Origin of the sequence: Paenibacillus sp. EZ-K15 (assembly GCF_002573715.1) — a bacterium.
GTDB lineage: Bacteria > Bacillota > Bacilli > Paenibacillales > Paenibacillaceae > Paenibacillus_AQ.
This window is the reverse complement of record NZ_PDHM01000028.1, coordinates 428,830-455,504: the sequence shown is the minus strand read 5'-3', so window position 1 is coordinate 455,504 and position 26,675 is coordinate 428,830. Positions and strand designations below refer to the sequence as shown.

Genomic DNA, 26,675 nt, shown 5'->3' with positions numbered 1-26,675 from the left:
AGTGGTAGGGGAGAATGGAGAGCGGACGCGTGCTTCAGCAAGATTTGGATGAAAAAAGTGAGTTTCAGCGGTTATTTCAAATGTATCTGCTGTTTGAGGAGAAAGTGGAACGGCCGAATGCGGAAGCCGTTCGGAATGCGTTAGAAACCCGATGCGGGAAAACGGATACCGTGTCGGCAGATGGCGCATTGTCGTCGTTTGCCGTAGAGGCCTATAAAGTAGCCTACCAGGAGGGGAACTTGCCAGCTCAGGTGATGATGGCAGACGTTACTCCTTTTCAACCGGAGACGATTACCGACTTGGAGCGCACCCAGTTTTGGACGATGCCGGATGCCGAGGACGTTCTGGAAAAATGCCGCTATAAGCTGCTGATCAGCGACTTCATGGCGGCGGGGCTGGATTATAAATCGCGCAGCGCCTTATTGGCGGATTGGCTGGAGGCTGCCGTAAGTCTGTTCCCCACCTGCAAAGCGATCTGGATTCCATCAAGCGGAAAATTGCTGCATACGGCCGAAATTGCGGATAATCCGTACGAAGGAGCTGCGCGGTTCTTGCAGTTCGGCATGAATATCCGCTATTTTACCATTCATGGGACCGAAGACAGCTTGATCGATTCACTCGGTCTCTTTGCGCTCGGCCTTCCGGATGTCCAGTACCACTTTCATACATTGGATCCGAATGACGTGTCACGGCATGCATTCAATGTCGCAGCCTACTTGTTTGAAGCGGATGTACCGGTGAGCGACGGCGAAACGATCGCCGGCTTGCTGAATGGGGAGATGGTGCCGGAAGTGCATTGGCCTTGCAGGTTCGAAATGTCGCTGATCCAGCCTTCCAGAGAAGTGATGGATGTCAGTCCAGGTGAATATGCGGCAGGAGAACGAGAATAAATCCGGCCGACGTATGACCGCGCACCTCGCGCCGGGAGTTGCGTGGGGTGTCCCGATCCAGCCGACTGAACCGTCATCTTTAGACTAACATGCCTGCTATATGATACGGCACGAAAATGAGCTGGCGGTATGTCCCCGCTAGCTCATTTTTAATGCTTTTATTTCCCCGGATATGGCTGCCGCCCCAGGAGTGGCAGTCACTCGTGTTGCTCTCTTTTCTAAGTACTAGGCTTCTTAACGACAGGAATTCAAACTTCCATTTCGTACATGCAGTTGCCACGATCATTCAGACCAGAGACTCTGTGCCTATTCGTGTTCGGCGACCTGCTGGCTCTTAAATTTATCTGCTGCTATTTCAAATTTCCATGGCCCCTTCATATCAATAATCGGTTTGGATACAGTAACATCCAGTTTCCCCGAGTCGTTAGGATCATAACTAACCGAGAAAGATTTCAACACGCCAGTTGTTGCATCACGGGCCTTGTACGATCCAAGTGTAGTATCTATGGAAACATCGAAATCCTTTAAAGAACGATTCAGCTGTTGCGGATTTGGCATCTCTACATATATCTCAATGAAGTCTTTGTTATCTTGCGACTTGAATTTATTGAATTTAGTCAGTTCTACGGGGTAACCAGCAATGTCGAAGGATTGGTTTAATGGACCTTCTGTTCCGTCCGGAACGTTAATCGATAGCTTGACTTCCTCATGACCGACACTCATCAATTGCGGGATGGTTAACGTGTATTTCTTAACATCTGAGTTTCCCAAGTTGAAATAAATGTCTTTAAAAGGAATCCATGTGCCCTTGTTATCTATTGGATAGTCATTACCAAATTCATCCGTAACGCTGATGTTTTCATTCAGTATAATAAGATCACCTTTCTCAGCAGAACTATGTTCATTATATCTGAATGGATTCGAGTGTTTCGTACTTAAAAATATTCTGCCCTTATGACCTGCAGGAGTTGGAATAGCCGTAATCTCGAGATCATCGATTTCCATGGAATCACCGATAGCGTTTAGGCTGTCAATGCTATCCATCTTGCTAAGTGGAATGGTAAATACCTCCTTCTTGAAATCATCAAAAGACAACTGTGCATAATCTTTAATATCAACATGACCATAGAACTTATGTGTGATTTTTGAAAAGCTACCGCCACCATATGTTGAAACAGATGAGCTTTCGAACACCTTACCAGATTCGCTTATGATATTAATCTTAAAAGAACTTTCTGTATATGCGTTCAATTCAATCGTCGTCATATCCTTTTGAACCAACATAGCAGTTATGGTAACGTCATGATTGCTGAGTTTAATATCAACTGGTTCTGTTAGCATATAAGAATCTATGCTACTGTCTTGAACCACACCGATTCCTGGAATGAATTGTAGTGCCCTTTGAATTGCAGCTGAAAGATGCGGATTGAATGTAACTGCTGCGCTAATGGAGAGTACGCCGATCAAGGAAGCTGCAACAACTCGATTTATAATCCGCTTTCTCCTCTTGGGGATAGCTAATGCCGTATCCCATTCTTCTTTCGCTTGGTGAATACCGTTTAGACTTCGTTCATGAAGCATTGCAGGAATAGGGATTTCTTCAATGGCTTGTTTTATATTATTGCTCATATACAGACTCCTCCTTAACTACCTTCCTTAGCTTATGCAAGGCGCGGTATAGTATCGTTTTGCTGGTACCGAGAGGGATTTGCAGGACTTCGGCAATCTCCTTGATCGTGAAATCATGATAGAATCTCAGCAGGACTACGCTTCGTTCATCCTCATCTAATTGTTCAATTAATTGTTTCAATGAAATCGAAAGCGGCACATCGTAATCCTCATTACCGACAGCAAATTCCATGTGTTCGGGCTTTAGGTGAACGACTTTTTTTCGTTGGCGAAGCAGATCAATTGCACAAGTTATACAAATTCGGATTAACCACGTTTTAAAATATTTTGGTTCCCTCAGGGTCGCAATTAGCTTGAATGAGCGATAGGCCGTTTCTTGGATGACATCCAAAGCGTCCTGTTGATTGTTCACGTACACGAAGGCTGTTCGATACAATTGCTGCTCATATTGCTGAAATAACGTGATGTACGCATGGTGATCACCTAATCGTGCTTTATGTACGAGATTTTCGATTCTCCTCACCCACTTTTAGTTCATATATCTAATTAGACGTACCAAAGCAAGCAATGGCTTTATTATCCAATATTTAATTCGAGAAAATTGTTTAGAGGTGTATTGGTGAAGTCACCAAATCACATCCGTCTTACGCACTTATTTACCATGTGCAGGATCGCGGGCTGGGCTGGTTACGTTCTACCGGCGCTGATCGGGGCGCAAAACCAAGGCGCCCCCTTTACTTTTGAATGGCTTGGTGCTAATATTGGTTTCGATAGTTATAGAACTGCAGAAGGGATACGGGGAGGTGATTATCATGGGAGAAAATCAAGAAGATATCGGGCAAGCGGTTAAAGTGTATAAAGCTTTGGGGGAACCAACCCGGCTGAAAATCGCTCTACTGCTCGCGAAAGAGAGCAATTTATGCTTCACCGCCGTCGGTGAAAGGCTTGAATCGGTTGCAGGCTCGACGCTATCGCATCATTTGAAGCAATTGACGGACTCTGGCTTGATTGATTCTCGCAAGAATGGATCGTATATTCACTATAACGTCAATCGAGAAATAGCAGAAAAATTTGCGCCCTTTTTGTTGGCGTAATTTTTTTAGAAGTTATTTCTATAAGTGTAGAACTGTAGAATTGATGGGGGTTATACTTGAATTAATTTTTAGCGAACGAGCCGATTTGCAAGGATCATTCAACAGTTTTTACTAATCATCCCTAATCATAGTAAGAAGGAGAGAATGACTATGAGCGATCAATCGAATACGATGGAGATTGGAATGAGCACATTCCTCCATGCAAATCCCCGAAATGGCGGTGTTTCACATGCCGAGAGGCTGCGCCAAGCGATCGAAGAGATGCAATTAGCAGATCAAGTTGGCCTCGACGTCTATGCCGTCGGCGAGCACCATCGAATCGACTATACAAGCTCGTCGCCAGCTGTCATTCTGGCCGCCGCTGCCGCTAAAACGGAGCAGATCCGGCTCTCGAGCGCAGTGACGGTGCTATCTTCGGATGATCCGGTGCGGGTGTACCAGGACTTTGCAACGCTGGACGGTCTATCGAACGGGCGAGCGGAGATCATGGCCGGACGGGGATCGTTCATCGAATCGTTTCCGCTATTCGGCTATGACCTAAGAGATTACGAGGAATTGTTTGAAGATAAACTGGAACTGCTGTTAAAGATTCGGGCCTCCGAAAAGGTGACCTGGCGCGGCGGTCTTCGCCCGGCGATTGACAACATGGGAATCTATCCACGTGCACAGCAGGAGCCTTTGCCTGTCTGGATCGGTACGGGCGGCAACCCGGAATCAGCTGTTCGGGCCGGTTTGCTGGGACTTCCGATTGCCTTCTCTATCCTGGGAGGGGAGCCGCAAAGATTCGCACCCTTGGTGGAGCTTTATAAAGAGGCCGCCGTGAAAGCCGGTCACGATCCGAATAAGCTGCAAATTGCTACGCATTCGCATGGCTTTATTTCGAATACGACAAAAGAGGCAGCTAAGCGGTATTATCCTGTCATGGCCGAGCAAATGAACCAAATTGGCTGGGAACGAGGCTGGTCTCCTTATACACGTGACTCGTACGATTCAGCCCGCAGCCTTAACGGCGCTCTTTACGTCGGAGATCCCGAATATGTCGCAGAGAAGATCGTGCTGCTGCATAAGAACCTAGGCTTGACTCGATTCATGATGTACAACGATTTCAGTTCATTGCCGCATCGCGACTTGCTGCGGACGATTGAGCTTCTCGGCACCAAAGTAGCGCCGATTGTCCGTAAGGAGCTCGCCCGTCAGACGTAAGGCCGTAACGCTTAAAGCAGAGTACGAACGCTTGGAACGAGGAGGCTTGATTGAGCCGAGAAATGAAGTCGGCGAATTGAGCGTTATTTTTTAAATATGACTTCTATAGATTTAGATCTGTTGAAATGAAAAGAGGAGAAATAGATGGGGAATTCATGGAAAATTTATATTCTGGCCATTGTCAGCTTTTTAGTCGGAACTTCGGAGTTTGTGATTGCTGGCATTTTGGATATGCTTGCAAGTGATATTGGAGTGTCGGTAGCGGCGGCCGGGCAGTTGATTACGGTCTACTCGCTTGCTTATGCCATCGGCACCCCGATTCTTATTGCATTCACGGCAAAAATGGATCGAAGAAAGCTTATGCTGTCGGCTTTGGGATTATTTTTCGTTGGGAATTTGATCACTGTCACAACTACAGGCTACGGCATGCTGCTCGGAGCAAGAATTATTTTGGCAATCAGCACGGGGGTATTTATAGTCGTCGCCCTGACGGTTGCCGCCAAAATATCTCATCCTGGAAAACAGGGTAGCGCTATCGCCACGGTTCTAGTGGGCTTTAACCTCGCACTTATTCTAGGGGTCCCGCTTGGGAGGATCATCGCGGGCTCACATGATTGGAAAATCATCTTCACGGGAGTCGGAGCCCTGAGCTTGGTCGCGATGTTGGTCCTTTTGCTGACAATTCCGAAATCGGAAGGAGAGGCTCCCGTTCCTATTCGGGAACAGCTTGCCTTATTAAAAAGCCCCCGAATCACTGTCGCGCTTTCCATCAGTTTTTTCTGGATATTGGGCTATACGATGCTGTACACCTATATAACGCCGTTTCTTTTGGACATTACGGGGATGAGCGAAGGGATGGTAAACGTCGGGCTGTTTGCGTTTGGGCTGGCCAGTCTCATAGGCTCCCAAGTTGGCGGCTACGGTGCAGATAAATGGGGTATCCCCCGTACGATGATTGGAGGCTTGCTCTTTCACTCCGGAATATTATTGTTACTGACTGCGTTCTCCCACTCGTCCATGTTCGTGTTGCCTTTGCTTATGTTATGGTCCTTTTTCGCTTGGTCGACGGGGCCGGTTCAACAAGTTTATTTAATCGGCATGGCTCCTCAGGCTTCGGGGATCATCCTGAGTTTGAACAATTCTATCGTGCAGTTGGGAATGGCCGTAGGGGCTGTAATTGGGGGTATTGTTGTAGACAGCGTCTCTCTTGCAGCAGTTGGTTGGTTTGGCGGAGTTGGCGTCGCAATTGGACTCATCCCGGCTATTATTTCTTTATCCATGCGTCGCCGATCTTCAATGGCGGAACGAAACGGAGCGTAACCGACAAAACTGAGGTTTGAAAACCAAGTCTCTATATACTCACCGACAGATCAGGCCGCCGATTTCTTCGGTGGTCTTCTGTGCATGTTAGCTTGATTATAGCTTCTGGATAGGGTAATAAAAAGGGAGATAGAGGGCATCTAAGTTATAATTCGCCACACTTTGACCCCTGGTTTCGAGCAGCTAAATCAACAATAATTTACTTTTTGAGCAGTAGCATAAACAGCACTCTAAATTTTATGGTGCTTACATTCACATTGGACGTTAAAATCAGCATGATAATGAAGATTGAAAAACTTGTGGACTACTTTATGGTTGAGAGGACGGTCTTTGTGTGGCAAAAAAGAAAACAGTGAAAAGAATCAACAAGATTCTCCTGACTTCGATAGGCGGAATTGCACTTACTTTGGGTGTTTTGGCGGGTTATGTTTATTTCTTCATACTTGAAAAGCCTGCGGAACCGGATAAATGGGCTGCTGCGGAGCGCTATGTCTGGAATAAAATCAAGTTTGACCAGGATGCACAAGTAATTTCTGCCGACGGTTCGGAATACTATTTACTTGCCAATAAGGGAGCAGCTGCTGAAGATAAATTGATCATTTATTTTTCTGGGGGCGGTGTGGCCTGGGATGCGGTGACTGCCGCGCAGCCGATCAATTTGAGTAATGTAATGAAGAACGGTGAGATCAAATATTACTTTCCGAACATTCCATTCTTTAAAGTAAGTACGCTTGGCGGCCTGTTGAAAAATAATAACCCCGACAATCCGTTCAAGGATTGGAATATTGTATATATCCCTTATTCTACTGGTGATCTGCATATCGGGAATGCATCCAAGGAATATACGGACGCCAAAGGCAAGTCGTTTACAATGCGTTACAACGGTCAAGCCAATACGCGCGCAGCATTGGAATGGATTGCAAACCATTTCGCTGCGCCGGAAAAGATCCTCATTGCGGGAGAAAGCGCCGGAGGATTCGGAGCTGCGTTCTGGGCGCCTGAGATTGCGAAACGCTACCCGGATGCCCGCATTTATCAATATTCGGACGGCTCCTACTTAAATGCCAACCGCTGGCCGGATATTATCGATAACGAATGGAAGGTCAACTTTGCAGAAACCTTTGGTTATGAAGTCAACGGCGATTTGATTTCGTCCGTATTCGCGGCGAACCGCAAGCTGCTCCCGGACAATGCGGTAATTTTGCAGTCCAATACGCTTTATGATGAGCTGCTGTTCGACTTTGAAAAGGATCTGAATGGTGACGTTTTGGATGATGGCGAATATGTGCATCGCTGGTCGGCCCGCATGCTGCAATCTGCCGGAGAGCTAACTCAAGGATTGCCAGGCTACTATTATTACATCACGGATTACGGTCTTAACGAGAAGACGGGCAGGACACCACATACACTCTCTCCATTAAATCATTTCTACAAAGCTGAACAGGACGGGGTGAAGCTGATGAAGTGGCTGGACGATGCCGTGAATAAGGATGAATATTACTCCGTGGGGCGGCATTTTGTGGAGAAAGAGGGCTGACGCTGTTGGTTATAAGGTCTAGGGGGGTCCACTCCTTCTTATTTTTCGCCGATAGTCCCGTTAAGCTGAACCGTATCATAAGTAGGGCGAGATGCAAAGGTGCGTTTTCCGATATTATCCAGAAAATACGAATCGGTCGTCCTACGCTGTCTGAGGAAAACAGAACTGTCCTTTTAGGTTCTCAGCGACCCTAAGGGAATCGTTGCCGCCAAAACTAACCTGTTGTATGAAGTGCCGACTATCTGAAGAGCATATACCTAAGCCATAATATTGATCCTAACGAGTACATTGGGACGGTTCATTGGCTGCTTCCAGTGACGGGAACGTTCATGATTGACGAATACTCCGTTATCCGTTCCGCAAACGTGAATCCGGACTTTACCAAGAGGATGGAGCCGGAGGATATTCTCTGGGAGCTACGCAAGTTGTAATCCTTTTTTTAGCCTGAATGGTTTTTCACAATTTAATTTTCTGCAATTAATAATGATAGAGGAGAATGCTAAACATGACCAAAAAGATTATTCTTGAGCCTGCCGCACAACAATTCGTTGAGGCTACTGCGAATCCGCCCTACTTATTCCATCTTGGACCTGAGAAGGGAAGAGTTACGGTAGACGAAGTTCAATCGGGAGATGTCAAGAAACAGGATGTAGATATTGAGGATCTCAGCATCCCAGGCGGACCAAGCGGTCAAGTGTCCATTCGGATCCTACGTCCGAAGAACACGGCCGGACAATTGCTTAAAACTGTTTTGTACATTCATGGCGCAGGATGGGTGTTCGGCAATGCCCATACCCACGACCGGCTGATTCGCGAGCTGGCGGTCAGAAGCGGATCCGCCATCGTATTTCCTAATTACAGCTTGTCTCCCGAAGTCAAATATCCGACAGCCCTTGAAGAGATCTATGCTACACTGCAATGGATCGCTTCCTCCGGCAAAGCTCATGGCCTGAATTCAGATCATATCTCCATCGGGGGTGACAGCGTCGGCGGCAATATGACAGCGGCCATCACGTTGATAGCTAAGGAAAGAAAAGGCCCCGAGATCAAACGACAGCTGCTGTTCTATCCGGTTACGGATGCCGGAATGGATACGGACTCGTACCATGAATTCGCCGAAGGGTACTTCCTGCGCCGTGATGGGATGGCTTGGTTCTGGGAACAGTATATCAACAAACCGGAAGAGTTGAATGAAATCCATACCTCTCCTCTGAGAGCCTCCATCGACCAGCTTCGTGATCTCCCTCCGGCTCTCATCATCACGGCTGAAGCCGACGTTCTTCGGGATGAAGGAGAAGCCTACGGGAATAAGCTTCGGAAGGCTGGCGTGGACGTCACGACGGTGCGTTATCAAGGAATCATTCATGATTTCGTTATGCTAAATGATTTGGCAGATACGTTAGCCGCCCGCGGTGCGATTGCATTAGCCGGCGCTTGGCTAAAGGACGGATTCCAATAATAGGTAAGAAAGTGCTGATAAACGGCATCCGATGTGACAGAGACGATTCTCTTTTCATTTGCCCGCAGTCAAAGATTGGATAGAATTGGTCATGACAGCGAACACATATGTAGATTAAGGGCGCCCTGCAGGGGCGCCCCTTTCATTTTGCCTTTTAATTGATATGATGAACCGTATCACAAATAGTGGTAAAGCGGGGGGTGGAAGTTTCCCTGAAAAGAATACTGTACACGAATTGTATAAGGTTTATCCGGACAGTAACTTTGATATGGAAAAAGGAACAGACATTAATTGAAGCACATAGTAATCTCGTTTTACAGTTCCCCATACGGTGGTTTAATCTTCTGCCTACCCTAAAAAATGGCTTGATGATGTTCTCGAATACGGTTGGGCATAGCAGCCAAAACGAAAATCAACGTTAGTTCGCCTAATCCAGTCGTCTCATTGAAGCCGGTAGTAGTACCAGCCCCAGACCGTGGTGAGAACCTGCAAGTGCGAGTGTCTGCACCCGCGGCAGGAAGTGAATTGCCTATTATTGTTTTCTCGCACGGCTTTGGCTGGTCGTTGGACGGCTACGGGCCGTTGGTCGACTACTGGGCTGCTCACGGCTGCGTGGTCATTCAACCCACTCATGTCGACTCGAGGACGCTGAACCTTCCTCCTGACGATCCCGTACGCCACGGATATGGCGTTTCCGAGTCGAGGATTTGAAGCGCATCCTCGATCAGCGATGGCAAGACCATCATTTCAAGCCTGCATAAAATTTTAAGGCTTTGAAGCAGGTGTCGTTTACGATGGGACGGCTGCTTCAGGTATGGATGCTTATAATGCGGGGAAACTAAACTTTGGTCTTGTAGCAAGTGCTTCATGGTCTGCACAAGAAGCTGTGAGTGCCATGAAATCATATACTTTGACTCATCAGTCTCGAAATTAAACGTAGGGAGGAATTTTAGATGACAACATTTGATGCCATCATTATTGGATTTGGAAAAGGTGGAAAAACACTAGCTGTGGAACTCGCTAACCACAATTGGAGGGTGGCGGTTATCGAACGATCCAATAAGATGTATGGAGGAACTTGTATCAATATCGCCTGCATACCAACGAAATTCTTAGCTCACCAAGCAAAACAAGAACAAGTTAAAGAGGTTCAAGATCCGAAGGTGCAGCTCGCTCATTATGATCAAGCCATTCAGCAAAAGGATGAACTCACTGCCTTCCTGCGTCAGAAAAACTATAACAATCTAGCCCAGCATCAAAATATTCAAGTATTTGATGGAACAGCATCGTTTGTGTCCGACCATGAAGTGCAGGTCACTTCAAATAAAGAGATAACGATTTTATCTGCACCTCGAATCTTTATTAATACAGGTGCTGAGGCGGTCATCCCTAATATTGCGGGAATTCGAAAGAGTCAGCATGTTTACACGAGCACGTCCATCTTGGACAAGAAAAGGCTGCCGAAGAAGCTGGCGATTATCGGTGGCGGCTATATTGGTTTAGAGTTTGCCTCCATCTATCGTCAATTTGGCTCGGAAGTAACCGTTTTAGAAGGAGGACCAAAGTTCATTGCGCGTGAAGATCGAGATGTTGCGGATGCTGTTTATGATGTCCTTTCAAAGAAGGGTATTGATATTAAACTGATTGCTAAAGTCATTGGACTCAAAGATACGCAAGAGGGAACGGTTCTATCCTATGAGGTAGCGGGCAATGCTGAAGAACTGCATGTAGATACTGTTTTACTGGCAACGGGTAGAAAACCAAATGTAGATGGACTTAATCTGGAAGCAGCAGGTGTCAAGCTAGATGAACGTGGTGCTATCCAAGTCGATGCGCATCTAAGAACATCCGTCCCCCATATCTGGGCTCTAGGCGATGTAAAGGGTGGGCTACAGTTTACTTATATATCGCTCGATGATTATCGAATCGTGAAAGGCGATCTCTTTGGGAATGGTACCCGTCATACCGCAGATCGAATCAATGTTCCTTACACCATGTTCATGGATCCTCCGCTGTCCCGCGTCGGCCTCAGTGAGGAAGAAGCATGTCAGAAAGGGTACAGCATTAAGGTGGCAAAACTTCCTGCAGCCGCGATTCCTCGTGCGCGTTTAATCCAGGAAACAGACGGATTCATGAAGGCGATTGTAGATGCCGATACTAATAAGATTCTTGGAGCAACCTTGTTCTGTGCGGAATCTAGTGAGGTCATCAATATGGTGAGCATGGCGATTCAGATGGAACAACCGTTTACCTTCCTAAGGGATCATATCTTTACTCACCCAACCATGGGTGAGGCTTTGAATGATTTGTTTTTTTCAATCAAAGCGTAATATTCCCTTAGGCGTGAAGCTTCTGTTATAACTTAAACTGCCTTATTTTCTCTTGGAGTTCTTCCTCCATGCTAGACAGTACATTTGCAGAAGATGTAACCTCCTCCATAGTTTCATTAAACGATGATCCCGCTTGGGTCACCAAATGGAGTGCCTCTGTAACCTCTCTTGTACCTTGCTCCATGGACTGGACAGCGTTTTGAATTCCTTCTTGGATACTCTCCACATAGGACGTAATCTGTTGGGCCGATTTGGATGACTGTTCAGCCAACTTTTTCACTTCACCTGCAACCACTGCAAAACCACGTCCATGTTCTCCAGCGCGAGAAGCTTCTATGGAAGCATTCAGGGCTTACATATTCGTTTGATTAGCGATTGTATTGATGACTTCTACAATTTTTCCTATGTGAAGGGCATTATCTACTAAGTATTTCATGTACTCAGCGGATTGGTTCACTGTAAAACTGATAGAATTCATCTGTCTAACAACCATATCAACGCTTGATTTCCTTCCGTTGCAAGGTTTGTCGCAATAAACACCTTATCCATGACCACCCGGGAATTGGATTCGATTTGTCCTACTCTTGTCGATATCGTAAGGACGTACAGGCCCCGTGGCGATAATCAAAGTTGAATCTGTTTCCTTAGAATCTGATTATATATCTTGTCCGCTTGTACTAAATCAGCCCCGTTCCGGTTAAACGATCACAGGATCTGGCTAGCGGAGCGTAGTGACAGCGTGCAAGTTAGGATTCGATTTTCGAAATCCGGTCGGAGGCGTCCACATGGTATCTATCCTTCAGCGATTCCTTCAAGGCTCGTTGACGCTGCAGGTGACTTCTGAGAGCCCGACTACCAACTGGTTTTTGCTTCTCATCGGCATTGATCCATGGGGGAGAGAATTCATGAAGGGTCGCAAAAAAAGATATTACAGAGTATATAGATTTGAATAGCGGATGGTAAAAAGTAAAACGGTTCATTCTAAGTCAGAGATGAACCGTTCTAGTATGGTTTCATCCGTCGTATTAAAGAGATAAAGTATCCAGCGGTATTTCAAATGCACGTTTAATAACTAACCCGGCAGCAAGCTTTGTTTCATCCGGTTTGTTATGAAGGTGGATCAATTGTACGTTATTAACTGTCACAGGCAACTGGTGCATCACTCTAGCTTTAATCTCGTTGAACATTTCGGGACTGATGGTAGGAATGACTCGACCAGTCATAAGCAAACTGTCTGGATTTATAAATGTAATGATATTGGTAACGGCGGTCGCGATGCCATCGACAATTTTTTCGTATAAACTAAGGAACTTAGGATCTCCAGTTCTTATGCCTTCTGCGAACTCCTCTAGTGTGCATTTGATGGAAACACTCAGTCCGCTGCTGGAAGCCAGCGTCGTTAAGCATCCGGATCTGCCGCAATGGCATGGATAGGCATCTTCTCCATAGAAGCCTTTATAATGCCCGAATTCACCTGCAACAAAGCTTGATCCTGCTATAATTTGTTTATTATGGACGATTGCGCCGCCTGTACCATAATCAAACTTAATGGTGATATTGCTATTGGATTCTTTCAAGGAGCCGTTCATATTCTCGTTGACAGAGAGAAGATTGACATCGTTCTCGATATACACGGGGATGTTATATTTGTCTTCAAGCAGCTGCTTGAGTGGCAGGCGATGAACGCCTATGCCGGGTGTTCGCAGAACGATGCCATGCTGAGAATCTACCAGGCCCTGCATACTGATTCCGATCCCTTTTACTTTAGAAGTGTTGGGTACCTGGGTGAGCAGCTCATCAATAACTTCATGTAACAGCTGCATCAGCACATCTATAGAACCATATTTGTTGCTCGTGCGTTCTGCTGATGCGACTGCCTCTTGACGCAGGTTGTACACTTTTCCGCGAATGTATTTGCCGGCGAGCTCAAGCCCGATGGCATAAAAGTGGCCGCTGTTGATATGAAGGCCGACTCTTTTCCTTCCGCTGCCTGCCTCCAAGTCGATAAGCTCCCCTGTCACGATTATTTTTTCCTTCAACAGGCGATTCACGATATTGGTTACCGTTTGTCTGCTTAGTCCAGTTTTTTCCGCAAGCTCTACGCGAGAGATCGGCCCTTCTGAATAAATGAGAAAAAGAACCTTCTGCTGATTAATTGATTTTAATAACATATGGCTAGTTGGTTTGACCGACTCACTCACGATATGCATCCTCTTTCCAACAACGTTTTATATAATATAGATTCAAAACATTTGACAAATTAGGAACATACTTTGCTTCAAGTGTAGCATTAATACGAGGCGAATAAAAGTTGCAAGTTAGTTAAATTCAAATAACATTCCTTATAAATTCCCAAAAAAACGACGATATATGGCGGTTTTATGCAGTATGATGCAGTCCATACGAAAACTCTTAATCCAAAAATACTAAAAAAACGAAACGGATTGTATTGACATTGTGATAAAAAAAGATATTATATTTGTAAATTGATTTGATTAAACATAACAAATTGACGCCCAGAGGAGCAAATGATGGCATGGATTGGATGGATAATTGCAATAGCGGCGATGGCGGTGCTGACTTACATATGCTGGCTGCATGCAGTTATGTTGAAACCTGGTAAGGCAGATGCGCTTATTGTACTTGGCTATGTATCTAAAGACGGCCGAATACACCCTTTGCTTAAGGAAAGATTGGATGAGGCTTACAAACTATTTCGGCAGTATGGGCACAAATATATCATTGTATCGGGGGGAGCTGTTGGTTCACGTCACTCGGAAGCGGAGCTGATGAAGAAGTACCTGGTTGAGAAGGGCGTTCCGGCAAAAAGAGTATTAAAAGAAGACAAGTCATACAACACCGTTCAAAATTTAATCTTTAGCAAGCAATTGATGGAGCAATACCAGCTAAAATCTTTTATTATCATAACAAATTTATTTCATGTCCGCCGCACGAAGTATATTATGCATCGTCTTGGCATAAAAGGCGGTTTCTACGCTAATCGAAGCCTTAGAAGCATTGTGGGATTTCAGATGAAATTAACATTTTTGGAAATTCGGGCATTCCGATTAACTCTCCCCATTATTAATAGGGCAATTAATGATCAAAACAATTGATAAAAGGGTTGACAACGGGCCGATTAGTAATTAAAATGTAAGCGTTTACAGCATATATAGGAGGTGAGGCTCCAGAGGCTATAGCCAATATTTATTTACAAATTATTTACCCTGATTTGATTGCTGATTAACAAAACATAGTTATGCTTAAATAGTTAATCCAATTTATTTATTAATTAACGGGGGAGCGAAATAATGTTTAATGGAAAAATGAAACGATTCATGAGCACGGGTGTTGCAGCGCTATTATCTTTAACAATGCTGGCTGGTTGCGGTGGTAACAGCGGAAAGAACGAGGCTAGCCCAAGTACAACTCCTGCTGGTTCGGATAAGCCGGGTGTATCTGCTGAAGTAGATGTTTATGAGAATGGATTGCCGAAGAATGAGGAAGTAACGCTAAAGGTAGGCTTCTTTGTAGGAGGATATGGCCGGGAGTGGTTCGATTATGCAGTTGAATCGTTCACAGCCAAGTATCCCAATGTCAAAATAGACATCACGGCTTCAGCTGATATGAAGACGATTCTTTCTACAAAAATCTCTGCAGGCAATGATAATGACATGTTTGATCTATTCAATACAGAGCCATCTGGAGGTATTATAGGGCTCGCTGAAGCCGGTAAGCTTGAACCAATGGATGACATTTGGGAATTCCCTCTTCCAGACGTACCGGATAAAAAGGTCAAGGATCTTATGATGCCTGGCATGTACGAGTCAACGCCGCTGATCAATGGGAAAAGATATGAATTTACTACGGCGAGTAGCTTTGGCGGGTTGTTTTTTAACAAAAAGCTATTCGAAGAGCATAGCTGGAACCAAAACCCGAACACATGGGACGAATTTAAAGCGCTTCTAGCAGACATTAAAGCGGACGGCATTGCTCCAATTACGTTCCCGGGCATTCATCCAAGCTACCATAACTGGGCTTTCGGAACAGCCAAAAATTTTGAACTGGCTGATATCAATGGTCATGTCGATGAATTTATCGAAAATTATAGAACTTATGGTTTGCCGCAATACACAAATCCAGAGACGGTTGAAACCTGGACGCGCTTCTATGAGCTTGGCAAGCTAGGATATTTTGCAGAAGGACTTCCGGCATTGAACCATACGCAATCGCAAATGCAGGTTATTCAGGGGCAAGCTGCTATGGTATCGACTGGGACACATGTTGAGAATGAGATGAAGGAAGCAACGCCTGAGGATTTCGATTGGGGTTTCATGGCTGTTCCTTTCAGAGATAACACAAATCAACAGCTTTGGATTCGAAGCGGAACTTCAAACTTCAACTATATCTGGGCAGCTAAGCCGGAATTAAACAAAAAGTGGGCCAAAGAACTGATCGCATGGCTGGTTACGCTTGAAAATCAACAATTTGCTGCCGAAAAGGCAGGCGCTTTGCCAATGCGCAAGGATTTGACGGAAGATCCTGCCAGAGCGGCTAACCTTTCCAGCTCTGCTCAATCTGTTCTGAAATACATTGCAGATAATAATGCTCAGACTTTTAAAGCAAGCCGGTCTATCAACATTTCCGATCCGAATCTTGCTCAAGCAGAAAAATTAATGAATGAGAATATTGTGAAATTTGCTATGGGCATGCAGGATCCGAAACCGATTCTGGAGCAAGCTGAAGAGCTGCTGAAGAAAGCTCTAGAGGTTGAAAAGAAATAATAAGACGTGTTGGAGCGGGGAGGATTCATCTCCGCTCTTCCGTTTTAACGTCTGAGACCCTATAGGCTTCACACTGAAAATGACTAATAGTGCGTGTTCAAGAAGTCGGATTTTCAGCACCGAGAAGGTTGGAAGCTAGGGACTGAGGAGCGGAGCGTACGTTTTGGGTACGTGAGCACCTGAAATGTTTCCGCAGGAAACATGCTTCGGAAGCTTCTACTTAGGCCCGCCGAATTCAAGATTCGATGCCGAGTTACTTCTTGACTCACTTCGTGATCAAAAGACGACTTTTTGAACAACCTCTAATAAACGTCCAGTAAGATAGGAGTTGACCTCTTGTGTCTGATTCAACCATTGTGAAGACACCAAAGACCCCTATGCGCAAGCTTATGGGTCTAGATAAAGCGAATACGCAGAAGTGGATATTTCTGTTCATAGCCATCGTGCCTCCCTTTGGCGGCTATTTGCTTTTCACGTTGTTTCCGAACATTTTATCCGTTTATTATGCGCTGCTCAATTGGGACGGGTTTACGGATGCAACGTTTGTCGGACTGTCCAATTTCGTCACCGCATTCCAAGATAAATATGTATGGCGCGCGCTTACCCACAACTTGATTCTTATGATAACAGTGCCTTTCTTTGTTATTATCATCTCCCTGCTCCTTGCCTATTTAATTACCAATAAAACGTATAAAGAAAATAAATTTTTGAAGGTATTGTTTTTCTTCCCGAACGTTTTATCTACGGTCGTAGTCGCTCTCCTCTGGGCTTTCATTTATGACGGATCGTACGGTTTGCTGAATGGGATTCTAAAGTTCGTCGGAATTGATACCGGAAATTTCTATTGGCTGGGCAATGAAAGCACGGCGCTTGCATCCATTATCCCGGCATGGGTTTGGGGCGGGGTCGGCTTGTACGTCATTATCTTTGCCAATGCGATGCTGGGGATTCCAAAGTCATTGTACGAGGCGGCGATTCTTGAAGGCGCCGGACATATGACACGCTTGTTTAAAATTACAATGCCGCTCGTTACGCCAATTATCCGCGTCAGCGCTTTGTTCCTTGTCGTCGGCACAATGAAGGGCTTCGAAATCATCCTCATTATGACGAATGGGGGGCCATTCGGGTCGACGGACGTCATCGGCCTCTACATGTTTAACTTAGCTTTCGGCGTAGAGTATCGGAATTACGGCTACGCTTCCGCAGTCGGTATGATTCTATTCGTCATATTAGTAACGGCAAAGCTATTAATCGATAAATTTGTGCCGAACAAAGGCTACGAGTATTAGTTTCCATATGAAGGTTCGGAGGGATATGTTTGAAGGAAAAACGAACGTTAATGGACATTGTGTGGCGTCTGGTGCTTTATGCCTGGTCGCTGACTATAATATTTCCTTTAATCTGGGTTATTTATGAATCGTTAAAAAGCAATCCAGAGTTTTTTAAAGATATATGGGCGCTGCCTTCGGAACTAAGATTGCAGAATTATTCGAAGGCTTGGAATCAATACGGTTTTGGGCAATCACTCTTAAATACCCTTTATTATGTTGGCGGAAGTCTGGTGCTTGGACTTTTCTTTACGACCCTTAACGCCTATGCGCTTACTCGAATGAGCTTCAAAGGAAGAAAATTGATTTGGGGTTTGATTATGTTGTCCCTGTTCCTGCCTGGCATCAATGCGCTTGTACCCCAGTATGTCATTATGCGGGAACTGAGTTTGACCAATAGCTTGACCGGATTAATTCTCCTGTCTAGTTTGGGAGAAAGCGTGTTCTACCTTATGCTGCTCGGAGGGTTTATGAGCTCTCTGCCGATGGAGCTTGAGGAGAGCGCAACGATGGATGGCGCTACATTATTCCAAAAGTTTTGGCGTGTTATTGTTCCATTGTCTACACCGGGCATTGTAACCGTTGGCGTATTCAAGTTCCTAGGGTTCTATAACAATTTCTTAGCGCCGTTCATCTATTTGAGCGATCCAAAGAAATATCCCATTGCGGTGCAAATGTATTCTGCGAACAAGCAAATGGAGTTTACTGCGGATTGGGTAACTTTGTTTGCCGGTGTAACCATTGCGATGGTACCGTCCATTATTATTTATATCCTATTCCAAAAACTTCTTATGGAAGGCGCGACAATGGGGGCTGTGAAGGGATGAATGTCATGCATCAGGTAAAAGCGAAGTATAAGTTGATTGCATTGGACCTGGACGGAACTCTTCTGACGGATGAAAAGCAAATTACGGAAGAGACCAAAAAGTGGCTTCAATATGCAGTAGATCACGGTGTTAAAGTAATATTCTCCACCGGAAGAGGCTTGCAAACTACAAAGGGCTTCTGGAACGAGCTTGGGCTCGATTCCCCGATGGTGCTGCTTAATGGCGCAGAAGTTTGGGAAGGACCGGGCAGGCTTAAAAAGCGAGTCTTCCTCCCTCGGGACACGGTCCGCGATATGCACGCCATTGCTGCCGAGCGGGGCGAGTGGTATTGGGGCTACAGCGTGGAAAGCCTGACGGGCGACAAGGATTGGACGTCTGAGATGTTCGAACGGGATTGGATGAAATTCGGCATCGGCAGTAATGATCAACAGAAGCTCGCGGAAATTAAGGAAGAGCTGCTCAGTTGGGGGACGCTTGAAGTTACCCGTTCGGCCCTTAGTAATATGGAGATTTCAGTTAAAGGCATTACAAAGGAAAGCGGAGTACGCGAGGTTTGTCAGATGCTTGGCTTCTCTATGTCCGATGTAATTGCTATGGGAGACAGTGATAATGACGCGAAGCTATTGAAGGCGGCAGGTCTCGGTGTGGCGATGGCCAATGGTGAAGATTATATCAAGTCCATAGCGGACGTAATTACGGCTACCAACAATGAGGACGGCGTTGCTCAGGCGATTCGGAAATATGTATTCCAAATGGAGTAAACGCAGCAAACGTATTCTAGTAGTGCGAGTTCAAAAAGTCGGATTTTCAGCGCCGAGAAGGTTGGATGAAGGTAGGGAGTGAGGAGCGGAGCGTACGTTTTGGGTACGTGAGCACCGGAAGGACCGGCTGAATTCAAGATTCGATGCCGAGTTACTTCTTGGCTCACTTCGTGATCAAAAGACGACTTTTTGAACAACCTCTAGTAAATATAGTGAGGGAGTAGATATAGATGGCCGTTCAATCGAAAGAGATAAACTTAGATCAACTGGGCGGAACTATATACCCGGAGACAACAAATGGCGAACAGTTGAAATGGCATTCTCCGCTTGAAGCGCCCTTTCACATCGCGGGCTTCCCTTGGCTTGCGCAGGATGGGATTTACAGACGCCTGCCTTTGGCTTCCGGGGCTGTCTTGCCGCCCGCGGTTGATACGCTTGCTTATTGTACGGCAGGCGGGCAAATTCGCTTTCGCACCAATTCCTCAAGGCTGGTCATAAGGATGCGTCTTGCCGGACCGGCCAATATGTATCATATGCCGCCTACCGGGCAGTGCGGGGTTGACTGCTATCTTGGAGAGCCGGGAGAGCAGAACTTTATTACCACGGCTAAATTCAAGCCAACGGAAAGTGAATATGAATCACAGCTTTATCAGTGGGATACAAAAAAAGATGTGGCCGTCACCTTAAACATGCCGCTCTACCAAGGGGTAGAGGAGGTGTGGATCGGTGTAGATAAGGATGCTGTCATAAGCGATGCACCTGCCTATGCAAGCAGTAGACCCGTCATTATATATGGAACTTCGATTACGCAAGGGGGATGCGCCTCCCGGCCGGGTATGGCTTATTCTAATATTCTCAGCCGTATGATTCCGGTGGAGTTCGTAAATCTTGGCTTCTCGGGGAATGGAAAGGGCGAGCCGGAGCTCGCGCATATCATGTCGGAAATCGATGATCCGGCGCTATTCATTCTTGATTATGAAGGGAATACGGGCGAGGCTGGCAACATCGCACGAACGCTGCCAGCCTTCATCGGAATTTTGAGAGAGCGACATCCCAAAGTTCCTATATTAGTAGTCTCTAGGATTAGTACTGCCGAAGACCAGTTCTATATGGAGAGAAGGGAGCTTAATGATCGTCGCAGGCTGATTCAGGTAGAGAATGTTGAACAAAGGCGGACAGAAGGAGACCGTAATATCCATTTCGTTGACGGTTTTAAGCTGCTAGGCGATGATTTCGTCAATGATTGTACGGTTGACGGAACACATCCAACGGACCTCGGATTTTTGCGCATGGCACAGTCGCTTGCACCTATCATAAAGCGATTGTTGCGACTGTGATTAACAAGATAGATGATATGAACAGCCTTCAGACGCATTTTTTAGTTTAGGGGCTGTTTGTTTTTCTAATACCTGTATTACCATTTAAGCCGAAAAAGGAGAGGATCTTGAGTGAAGTCCCAAAGAAGAAAACTGCCTTTCATTGTGCTGGCTTGTATGATCGCGGGGGTTGTTAGTCTGTGTTACGGCAATTTGGTATTTGCGTCTGCAGAGAAAGAAGTTGGTGTTTCTAAAAAAGATAGAGCTAAGTACTTAGGAGCTTCACTGTTCAGAGGTCACATGCATTCCCATACTTCTCTTAGTGATGGGATATTGTTGCCTAATGATGCTTATCATTTTGTGAAAGCTAATACAGATTTTGATTTTTTTGCAGTGACTGAACACGACGTGACTTATGATATCAGTACGGGCAGTGATTTTATTACGAATGTTCAAGACTCTTATTCAGAAGAATACAAGTTGCTGCATGAGCAATCAGATGCTCACAATCGTGATAACGAATTTATTACGCTGCCTGGTACGGAAGTGACTTGGTATGATGAAGCGGGCCATATCAACCTATTTAATGCCCCATGGTTTGCAAGAACGCATGGAGTAGGTGCGGATGGCACTTGGGGCTGGAGCGACATCAAATATGATTTGCCAACCTTTTATGCAAGACTTGCCCAAGATCCTAATGCGATTGCTCAATTTAATCATCCACGCTCGTCAGGAAATTGGAGTTTCAATGAATTTAAACATTATAACCGAGATGTTGACAGAAACCTTAATATGATGGAATACAAATCCTCCAATGATTTTGCAATCTATACCAAGGCATTAGATCGAGGCTGGCATGTTTCTCCTGTGTTTGGCGGAGACGAGCATAAAGGAAATTGGGGAATGGTTCAGCCCCATGTGACCGGTATGTGGGGAGATAATCTTACTAGAGAAGGTCTTTACGAGGCGATGCGAAACCACCGCACCTATGTATCATTTGATCGTAACTTAGAAATGGCGGTTTCAGCAAAAGGTCAAATGATGGGGGCGATCCTTCCAGCCAAAACAAAGGAAATTGATCTTAAGATACGGATAAATGACCCTGATGCTAACGATATTTTGGATAAAGTCGTTGTTTACAAAAACAGCGGCGAAATCGTCAAGGAATACCCCAATATTTCCAGCAATCAATTTAAAAAGGAAGTAACCTTAGCAAGTAAAGATGGGGATTATTTCATCGTTAGAGCTTTCCAAGCAGACGGTGAAGAAGCGATAAGTGCTCCAATTTGGATTGGTGAGGAAACGAGGGGCACGGTGCACGCGCCTGAAATTACGGTTCATGGACAATATCCCGACACGATTAAGCTTGGGGATCAAGTGGAAGTGCTGGGCGCTTCGGCGACGGATCATCGCGGTCAATCTTTATCGGTGGAAGCCATCGTTTTAAATGATAAGGGAGAAGTAGCGGTTGCAAATCAGCATTTCAAGGTCGACATGTATGGAGAATATTTCATTAAGTATGTAGCAACCGACGCTCAAGGAAATACGCGTGTTGAACTTATTCGATTACTTGTTGATCAACAAAATCTAGATGCCGATAACATTTTAAATGAATTTCAACCCATTGTTAATATAGGTGCAAACGAACATGAAGTGGGAATAAATGTAGTGACGGATAAGGCATTAGAAACGTCGTATGTTCAATATAAACCTGAGTCAGAGACGACGTGGGACCATGCTGAAATGGTACAAGCGGAAGTCTCTTATTTTCAAGTCGCCTATGGTGATACGTTTGCGAAGAGTAATTATCGCGTGCTTGCAGCTCATGAAGCGAATATAACAGATCTCGACTTAGGGACAACGTATGACTATCGGTATGGAATTTCACCGACTGGACCTTGGAGCGGCAGTTATAGCTTTAGGACCGCGCCAGCCTCAGAGGAAGCCGTTATGTATGTGATGGGAGATCTTGGAGTTCCGGATCGAAATCCGGAAAGCTTCCAGCTCTTTAAAAATATGCTGGACGTTCTGCAGGAGAAAAATTCAAACGGACAGACTGTGATTCAAGTCGGAGACTTGGTCGAGAACGGCGGCAATATGTATGCATGGGATGATGTGTTTAGCAACATTTACAACAATGACATGGATCTAGTTTCTGCTCACATTGTCGGGGACCGTGAACGTGCGACGGAGCGGAAAATCGGGCCGTTCTCCGGTTTTTTTAACCTGCCGAAGAACGGTGAAGGCAGTTACCGGGAAACGAATTATTCGTTTGATTATGGCGATATGCACATTGCTGTTCTGAATTCTGTGCTGGATTTCGACAAGCAGCTGTCATGGCTGGAAAAAGATTTGCGGGCAACCGACAAGAAGTGGAAAATCGTTATGGGGCATTATCCTTATTATGGCGGTCAATCTGGCGATGAGACCGGTATGGACATGATGAGAGTGAAATTGTCTCAAGCATTTGAACGGCTTGGCGTTAGTATGTATATTGGCGGTCATGATCATGTGTATAAACGGACAACCATACGAAACGGTGTAAAAGATATATCGGAAGAAGCGATGAATTTAGGAACAACTTTTGTGACCGTTGGTTCATCAGGTCCAACGTTCTATGATAATAAATCATTTGACTGGGATCATATCGTTTATGATGAAAATAAGCAGACGGGTGTTATTTTAGAATCAAACGATCAATCTCTCACGTTGAAAGCTTACAACAGCGACGGTGTTGAAATTGATTCATTTACGATTAAACAACCTGAACATTATATGAACTTAACGAGCGCAATTATAGAAAATAACGTCTTGAAGGGCGTTGGGGTCTTGAATTACCCGAGTTCGCTTGAACGTGTCACCGTTATCGGGGAAAAGCGTGATCATACAGGTGAACAGCTGTTGGAAACGGTGATTCAAGAAGCAACGCTAGAACATCTCGGACGTGAACAAATCATCTTATTTGACAACCCTCTTTCATTTGGCGATGAACATACGATCGTCGTAAGATTGGTTAATAATCCAATCGATCAAGAGCCTTTAACGGACCCGTTAATAGCTAAAGAAGGAATGCTGGGCGATGGTTCGGAAGGCAACCCATATCAAATCAAAAGTGCCAGCGGACTTTATAAAATGCATGAGTTCCCGGACAAACATTTTATTCTAGATCGGGACATTGATGGTAATGGCGTGTTTTTTGAAGCAATTGGCGCGAATGGCACTCCATTTACGGGTACGTTTGATGGGCAAGGACATACGATTACAGGCGTTATTGTCTCCTCAGGCGGCGCGGGTCTCTTTGCCATTAATGAAGGGACTATTCGAAATGTAGGAATAATCAATGCTGACATTGATGTACGCCGAAGTAATATTGGGATCCTGGTTGATCAGAATGATGGAATCGTGGAATATGCCTACAGTACCGGATCTATTAGAGGCAATTCTACAGTTGGCGGGCTTGTGGGCTTCTCGAACGGTATCGTAAGAAACAGTTATTCAACAGCTCGGGTCAATGCACGAGGCAAGCAAGCCGGCGGCATGATTGGGATTACGAATCGGGGGAGTATAACCGAACAGGTCTATGCCATGGGAGCCGTAATAGCAGAAGAATCAAATGCTGGCGGCATCAGCGGATACGGATATAACCATACGGTCATTCAAAATAGTATGGCATTAAATCCATCTATTGTTACAGGTACTGCATCGAATAGAATTGTCGGCAGAGTTTTAGCTGGGGATACAGCAACTTTAGTAAATAATTACGCCGATGAAAATATGTTTGTTAGCAGTGAGAACGTTACGGTTGATGATCCAAACAATGAAAAAGGACAGGGGGTCGGTACAGAAGCATTCACGAAGTCATCATTTTTCACAGAAACCCTCGGTTGGGATTTTGATTCGATCTGGATCTGGAATGAAGATGCCAAACGTCCATTACTGCAAAGTAATTTGGAGGTAATTAACGAAGATCATATTCCAAAGCCGAAGCTTGATCAGAATGAAGATGGGTACTACATCATTCGTTCGATTAGCGAATTAAAGACCATTTCAGAATTTCCAGATGAAAATTATATATTGGAAAACGATCTTGATTTTGAAGGGCAGCTATTTGAACCCCTATTTAAGGGGATGCCTTTCCTCGGCACATTTGATGGAAATAATAAATCGTTAAACCATTTTAAATCAGAAAATGGCGGCTTATTTCATCTCAATGGCGGAATGATTAAAAACATAGCTATGGTAGATGCAAGCGTCACTGGCGGGAGTAATATAGGCATACTCGTTAATACGAACAACGGAACGGTAGAGAATAGTTATGTAACGGGCTCAATCGAAGGCTCCAGCACAGTGGGCGGTCTAGCGGGCTATTCCAATGGCATCGTAAGAAACAGCTATTCTACTGCAGATGTAACGGCCCAGTTGAACCAGGCTGGCGGCTTGATCGGAATTACAAACTCAGGCAGTTTAACGGAAAACGTGTATGCATCTGGGGCCGTTCAGGCGCTTAAAAGCAATGCAGGCGGAGTGACTGGCTACGGCTATAATGATACGGTTGTTAAAAACGTTATTGCTCTGGGTCCTTCAGTCGTGACGCCGACAATGGCGAACCGTGTGGTGGGACGAGTTCTTGCTGGGCATACCGCAACGCTTGAGAATAATTATGCGTTTGATGGCATGATTGTGGATGTAGAAGGCGAAAGTATTGCCGCTGCTAACAACAGAAAAGGTTTAGGGCTATCAAAGCAACAGGTTGAAGATCCCAATACGTATATTAATAGTTTGAAATGGGATTTTGAGTCGGTTTGGATGTGGAATGATGCTTTAAAGCGTCCGGTATTGAACAGTAATCCCGAAGAGGCAGGAGAGCCTGTCGTGCCTTTGGAAAGAAATGAAGCGGGTTATTACAGAATCAAATCCATTGCTGATTTGAACGTTATGGAAAACTTCCCAGCGGAAAAGTATATTTTGGACAATGATTTGGATTATTCCGGGCAACCGGCTGAGTCACTTTTTAAAGTGGTTTCGTTCACTGGTGTTTTAGATGGCGACGGGAAGAAAATAGTTAACTTTAATTCTTCGAGCGGCGGCTTATTCCATCTGAATGGCGGAGTTATTAAAAATATAGCCATGATAGATGCCAGCGTCACTGGCGGGAGCAGAATAGGCATACTCGTCAACACGAACAATGGTGAGTTAGAGAATAGTCTCTCAACAGGCTCCATTACAGGCTCCAGCACAGTGGGTGGTCTAGTAGGCTATTCCAATGGCATCGTAAGAAACAGCTATTCTACCGCGGATGTAACCGCTCAGGTAAGTCAGGCCGGCGGCCTAATCGGAATTACGAACTCGGGCAGCCTAACAGAAAACGTGTACGCGTCTGGAACTGTTCGGGCGATTACGAGCAATGCGGGCGGAGTGACTGGATACGGATACAATGATACGGTCGTCAGAAATGTCATTGCCCTGGGCCCTTCGGTTACGGCGCCAACGATGGCGAACCGGGTGATGGGACGAGTTCTTGCGGGGCACACCGCCACTCTCGAAAATAATTATGCGGTTGACGGCATGATGGTGGATCGAGAAGGTGTTGCTGAAGGATCCTTAACAACCCTTAAAGGATTAGGACTATCTGAAACTGAGATAGAGACTTCATCCACCTATACTGACAGGTTAGGGTGGGACTTTAACGCGATTTGGGGATGGGACGGTATTGCTAAACGACCTGTTTTACAATCGGTATCAGAAGGCAACGAAGAAGAGCCAGTTACACTGACTGAGCTTGAATTCGAAGGGCCGGCTGTACTGGTCGTTGGAGAGAGTGATCAAACGGTGACTACCGCTGTATACAGCGATGGAAGCCGTGAAAAGGTAGAGATAAACGTCATCTATACAAGCAGTGATCCAAGTATAGCGGAGATCAGCGCTAGCGGTGTAGTAACGGCGATTTCGGAAGGAACCGTACTCATCACGGCAGAGTATGATGGATTGATTGAATCCTATGAGCTAAAAACCTTGACTCAGAAGCAAATCGATATGGAGAGAGTCAACCTAGGCATGGATTCTGAAGTCACGCTTCAGTTCACTTCTTCGGCCTTAGTCGGAACGGGGGAGTGGTGGATCGCGAACCGGATGCCGCACCCTCCTGCCTTCATGGCGAGGAAGCCATGAGATTGCTTGAGCGGCACGACATTTATTAT

18 protein-coding genes and 1 pseudogene are annotated in these 26,675 nt (G+C 45.4%); 15 read left to right on the top strand and 4 right to left on the bottom strand.

From position 1 onward, the window contains the following. Window positions 1-14 precede the first annotated feature (14 nt). Window positions 15-890, top strand: coding sequence for a DUF4261 domain-containing protein (locus CRG97_RS32365; RefSeq protein ID WP_237566641.1), 876 nt, complete (start codon window positions 15-17; stop codon window positions 888-890). Window positions 891-1,196: 306 nt separating this feature from the next. Here the strand turns inward: CRG97_RS32365 and CRG97_RS32360 are convergent, their stop codons facing one another. Together CRG97_RS32360 and CRG97_RS32355 are read right to left on the bottom strand one after the other, a co-directional pair. Beyond that, on the bottom strand, window positions 1,197-2,519 hold the full coding sequence (locus tag CRG97_RS32360) for a hypothetical protein (RefSeq protein ID WP_098749557.1): 1,323 nt from the start codon (window positions 2,517-2,519) through the stop codon (window positions 1,197-1,199). Continuing rightward, a complete protein-coding gene (locus tag CRG97_RS32355) occupies window positions 2,509-3,042 on the bottom strand; it encodes a sigma-70 family RNA polymerase sigma factor (protein ID WP_343225221.1) in 534 nt (177 codons plus the stop codon). The genes CRG97_RS32360 and CRG97_RS32355 overlap by 11 nt, the downstream gene beginning before the upstream one ends. 289 nt (window positions 3,043-3,331) lie before the next feature. On the opposite strand from CRG97_RS32355, the gene CRG97_RS32350 reads away from it, so the two are divergent. From CRG97_RS32350 to CRG97_RS32315, 7 genes and pseudogenes are all read left to right on the top strand, one after another. Then, window positions 3,332-3,613 carry an ArsR/SmtB family transcription factor gene (locus tag CRG97_RS32350; RefSeq protein WP_098749556.1) on the top strand — a complete coding sequence of 94 codons (282 nt, stop codon included), beginning with the start codon at window positions 3,332-3,334 and terminating at the stop codon, window positions 3,611-3,613. A gap of 150 nt (window positions 3,614-3,763) precedes the next feature. Then, the gene (locus CRG97_RS32345; protein WP_098749555.1) at window positions 3,764-4,816 is read left to right on the top strand and encodes an LLM class flavin-dependent oxidoreductase; all 1,053 of its coding nucleotides are present in this window, start codon (window positions 3,764-3,766) and stop codon (window positions 4,814-4,816) included. 144 nt (window positions 4,817-4,960) lie between these two features. Beyond that, window positions 4,961-6,136 carry an MFS transporter gene (locus CRG97_RS32340; RefSeq protein ID WP_098749554.1) on the top strand — a complete coding sequence of 392 codons (1,176 nt, stop codon included), beginning with the start codon at window positions 4,961-4,963 and terminating at the stop codon, window positions 6,134-6,136. Between the two features lie 334 nt (window positions 6,137-6,470). Further along, the gene (locus tag CRG97_RS32335) at window positions 6,471-7,673 is read left to right on the top strand and encodes a pectin acetylesterase-family hydrolase (protein WP_098749553.1); all 1,203 of its coding nucleotides are present in this window, start codon (window positions 6,471-6,473) and stop codon (window positions 7,671-7,673) included. A gap of 505 nt (window positions 7,674-8,178) precedes the next feature. Continuing rightward, the gene (locus CRG97_RS32330; protein WP_098749552.1) at window positions 8,179-9,132 is read left to right on the top strand and encodes an alpha/beta hydrolase; all 954 of its coding nucleotides are present in this window, start codon (window positions 8,179-8,181) and stop codon (window positions 9,130-9,132) included. Window positions 9,133-9,340: 208 nt separating this feature from the next. Continuing rightward, window positions 9,341-9,526 (top strand): annotated as a pseudogene (locus tag CRG97_RS33925) (NAD(P)H-dependent oxidoreductase); the annotation flags it as partial. 559 nt (window positions 9,527-10,085) lie between these two features. Further along, on the top strand, window positions 10,086-11,462 hold the full coding sequence (locus tag CRG97_RS32315; RefSeq protein WP_098749551.1) for an FAD-dependent oxidoreductase: 1,377 nt from the start codon (window positions 10,086-10,088) through the stop codon (window positions 11,460-11,462). A 25-nt stretch (window positions 11,463-11,487) separates the two neighbouring features. On the opposite strand, the gene CRG97_RS32310 is transcribed toward CRG97_RS32315, so the two are convergent. After that, entirely contained in the window at window positions 11,488-11,811 is a 324-nt protein-coding gene (locus CRG97_RS32310; protein WP_098749550.1) for a methyl-accepting chemotaxis protein, read from the bottom strand. Between the two features lie 676 nt (window positions 11,812-12,487). After that, entirely contained in the window at window positions 12,488-13,672 is a 1,185-nt protein-coding gene (locus tag CRG97_RS32305; RefSeq protein WP_237566640.1) for an ROK family transcriptional regulator, read from the bottom strand. Window positions 13,673-13,990: 318 nt separating this feature from the next. Between CRG97_RS32305 and CRG97_RS32300 the strand changes: the two genes are divergently transcribed. From CRG97_RS32300 to CRG97_RS32270, 7 genes are all read left to right on the top strand, one after another. Continuing rightward, entirely contained in the window at window positions 13,991-14,578 is a 588-nt protein-coding gene (locus CRG97_RS32300; RefSeq protein WP_237566639.1) for a YdcF family protein, read from the top strand. Window positions 14,579-14,773: 195 nt separating this feature from the next. Continuing rightward, on the top strand, window positions 14,774-16,246 hold the full coding sequence (locus CRG97_RS32295; RefSeq protein ID WP_098749547.1) for an ABC transporter substrate-binding protein: 1,473 nt from the start codon (window positions 14,774-14,776) through the stop codon (window positions 16,244-16,246). A gap of 338 nt (window positions 16,247-16,584) precedes the next feature. After that, window positions 16,585-17,535: a carbohydrate ABC transporter permease gene (locus CRG97_RS32290; protein ID WP_098749546.1), complete on the top strand. Its 951-nt coding sequence runs from the start codon at window positions 16,585-16,587 to the stop codon at window positions 17,533-17,535. 29 nt (window positions 17,536-17,564) lie between these two features. Next, window positions 17,565-18,401 carry a carbohydrate ABC transporter permease gene (locus CRG97_RS32285; protein ID WP_098749545.1) on the top strand — a complete coding sequence of 279 codons (837 nt, stop codon included), beginning with the start codon at window positions 17,565-17,567 and terminating at the stop codon, window positions 18,399-18,401. Continuing rightward, window positions 18,398-19,162: a Cof-type HAD-IIB family hydrolase gene (locus CRG97_RS32280; RefSeq protein ID WP_098749544.1), complete on the top strand. Its 765-nt coding sequence runs from the start codon at window positions 18,398-18,400 to the stop codon at window positions 19,160-19,162. The genes CRG97_RS32285 and CRG97_RS32280 overlap by 4 nt, the downstream gene beginning before the upstream one ends. A 230-nt stretch (window positions 19,163-19,392) precedes the next feature. After that, on the top strand, window positions 19,393-20,499 hold the full coding sequence (locus CRG97_RS32275) for an SGNH/GDSL hydrolase family protein (RefSeq protein WP_098749543.1): 1,107 nt from the start codon (window positions 19,393-19,395) through the stop codon (window positions 20,497-20,499). Window positions 20,500-20,610: 111 nt separating this feature from the next. Continuing rightward, window positions 20,611-26,646 (top strand): CehA/McbA family metallohydrolase, encoded by a 6,036-nt coding sequence (locus CRG97_RS32270; RefSeq protein WP_098749542.1) that lies wholly within the window; start codon window positions 20,611-20,613, stop codon window positions 26,644-26,646. The last annotated feature ends 29 nt before the right edge of the window (window positions 26,647-26,675 follow it).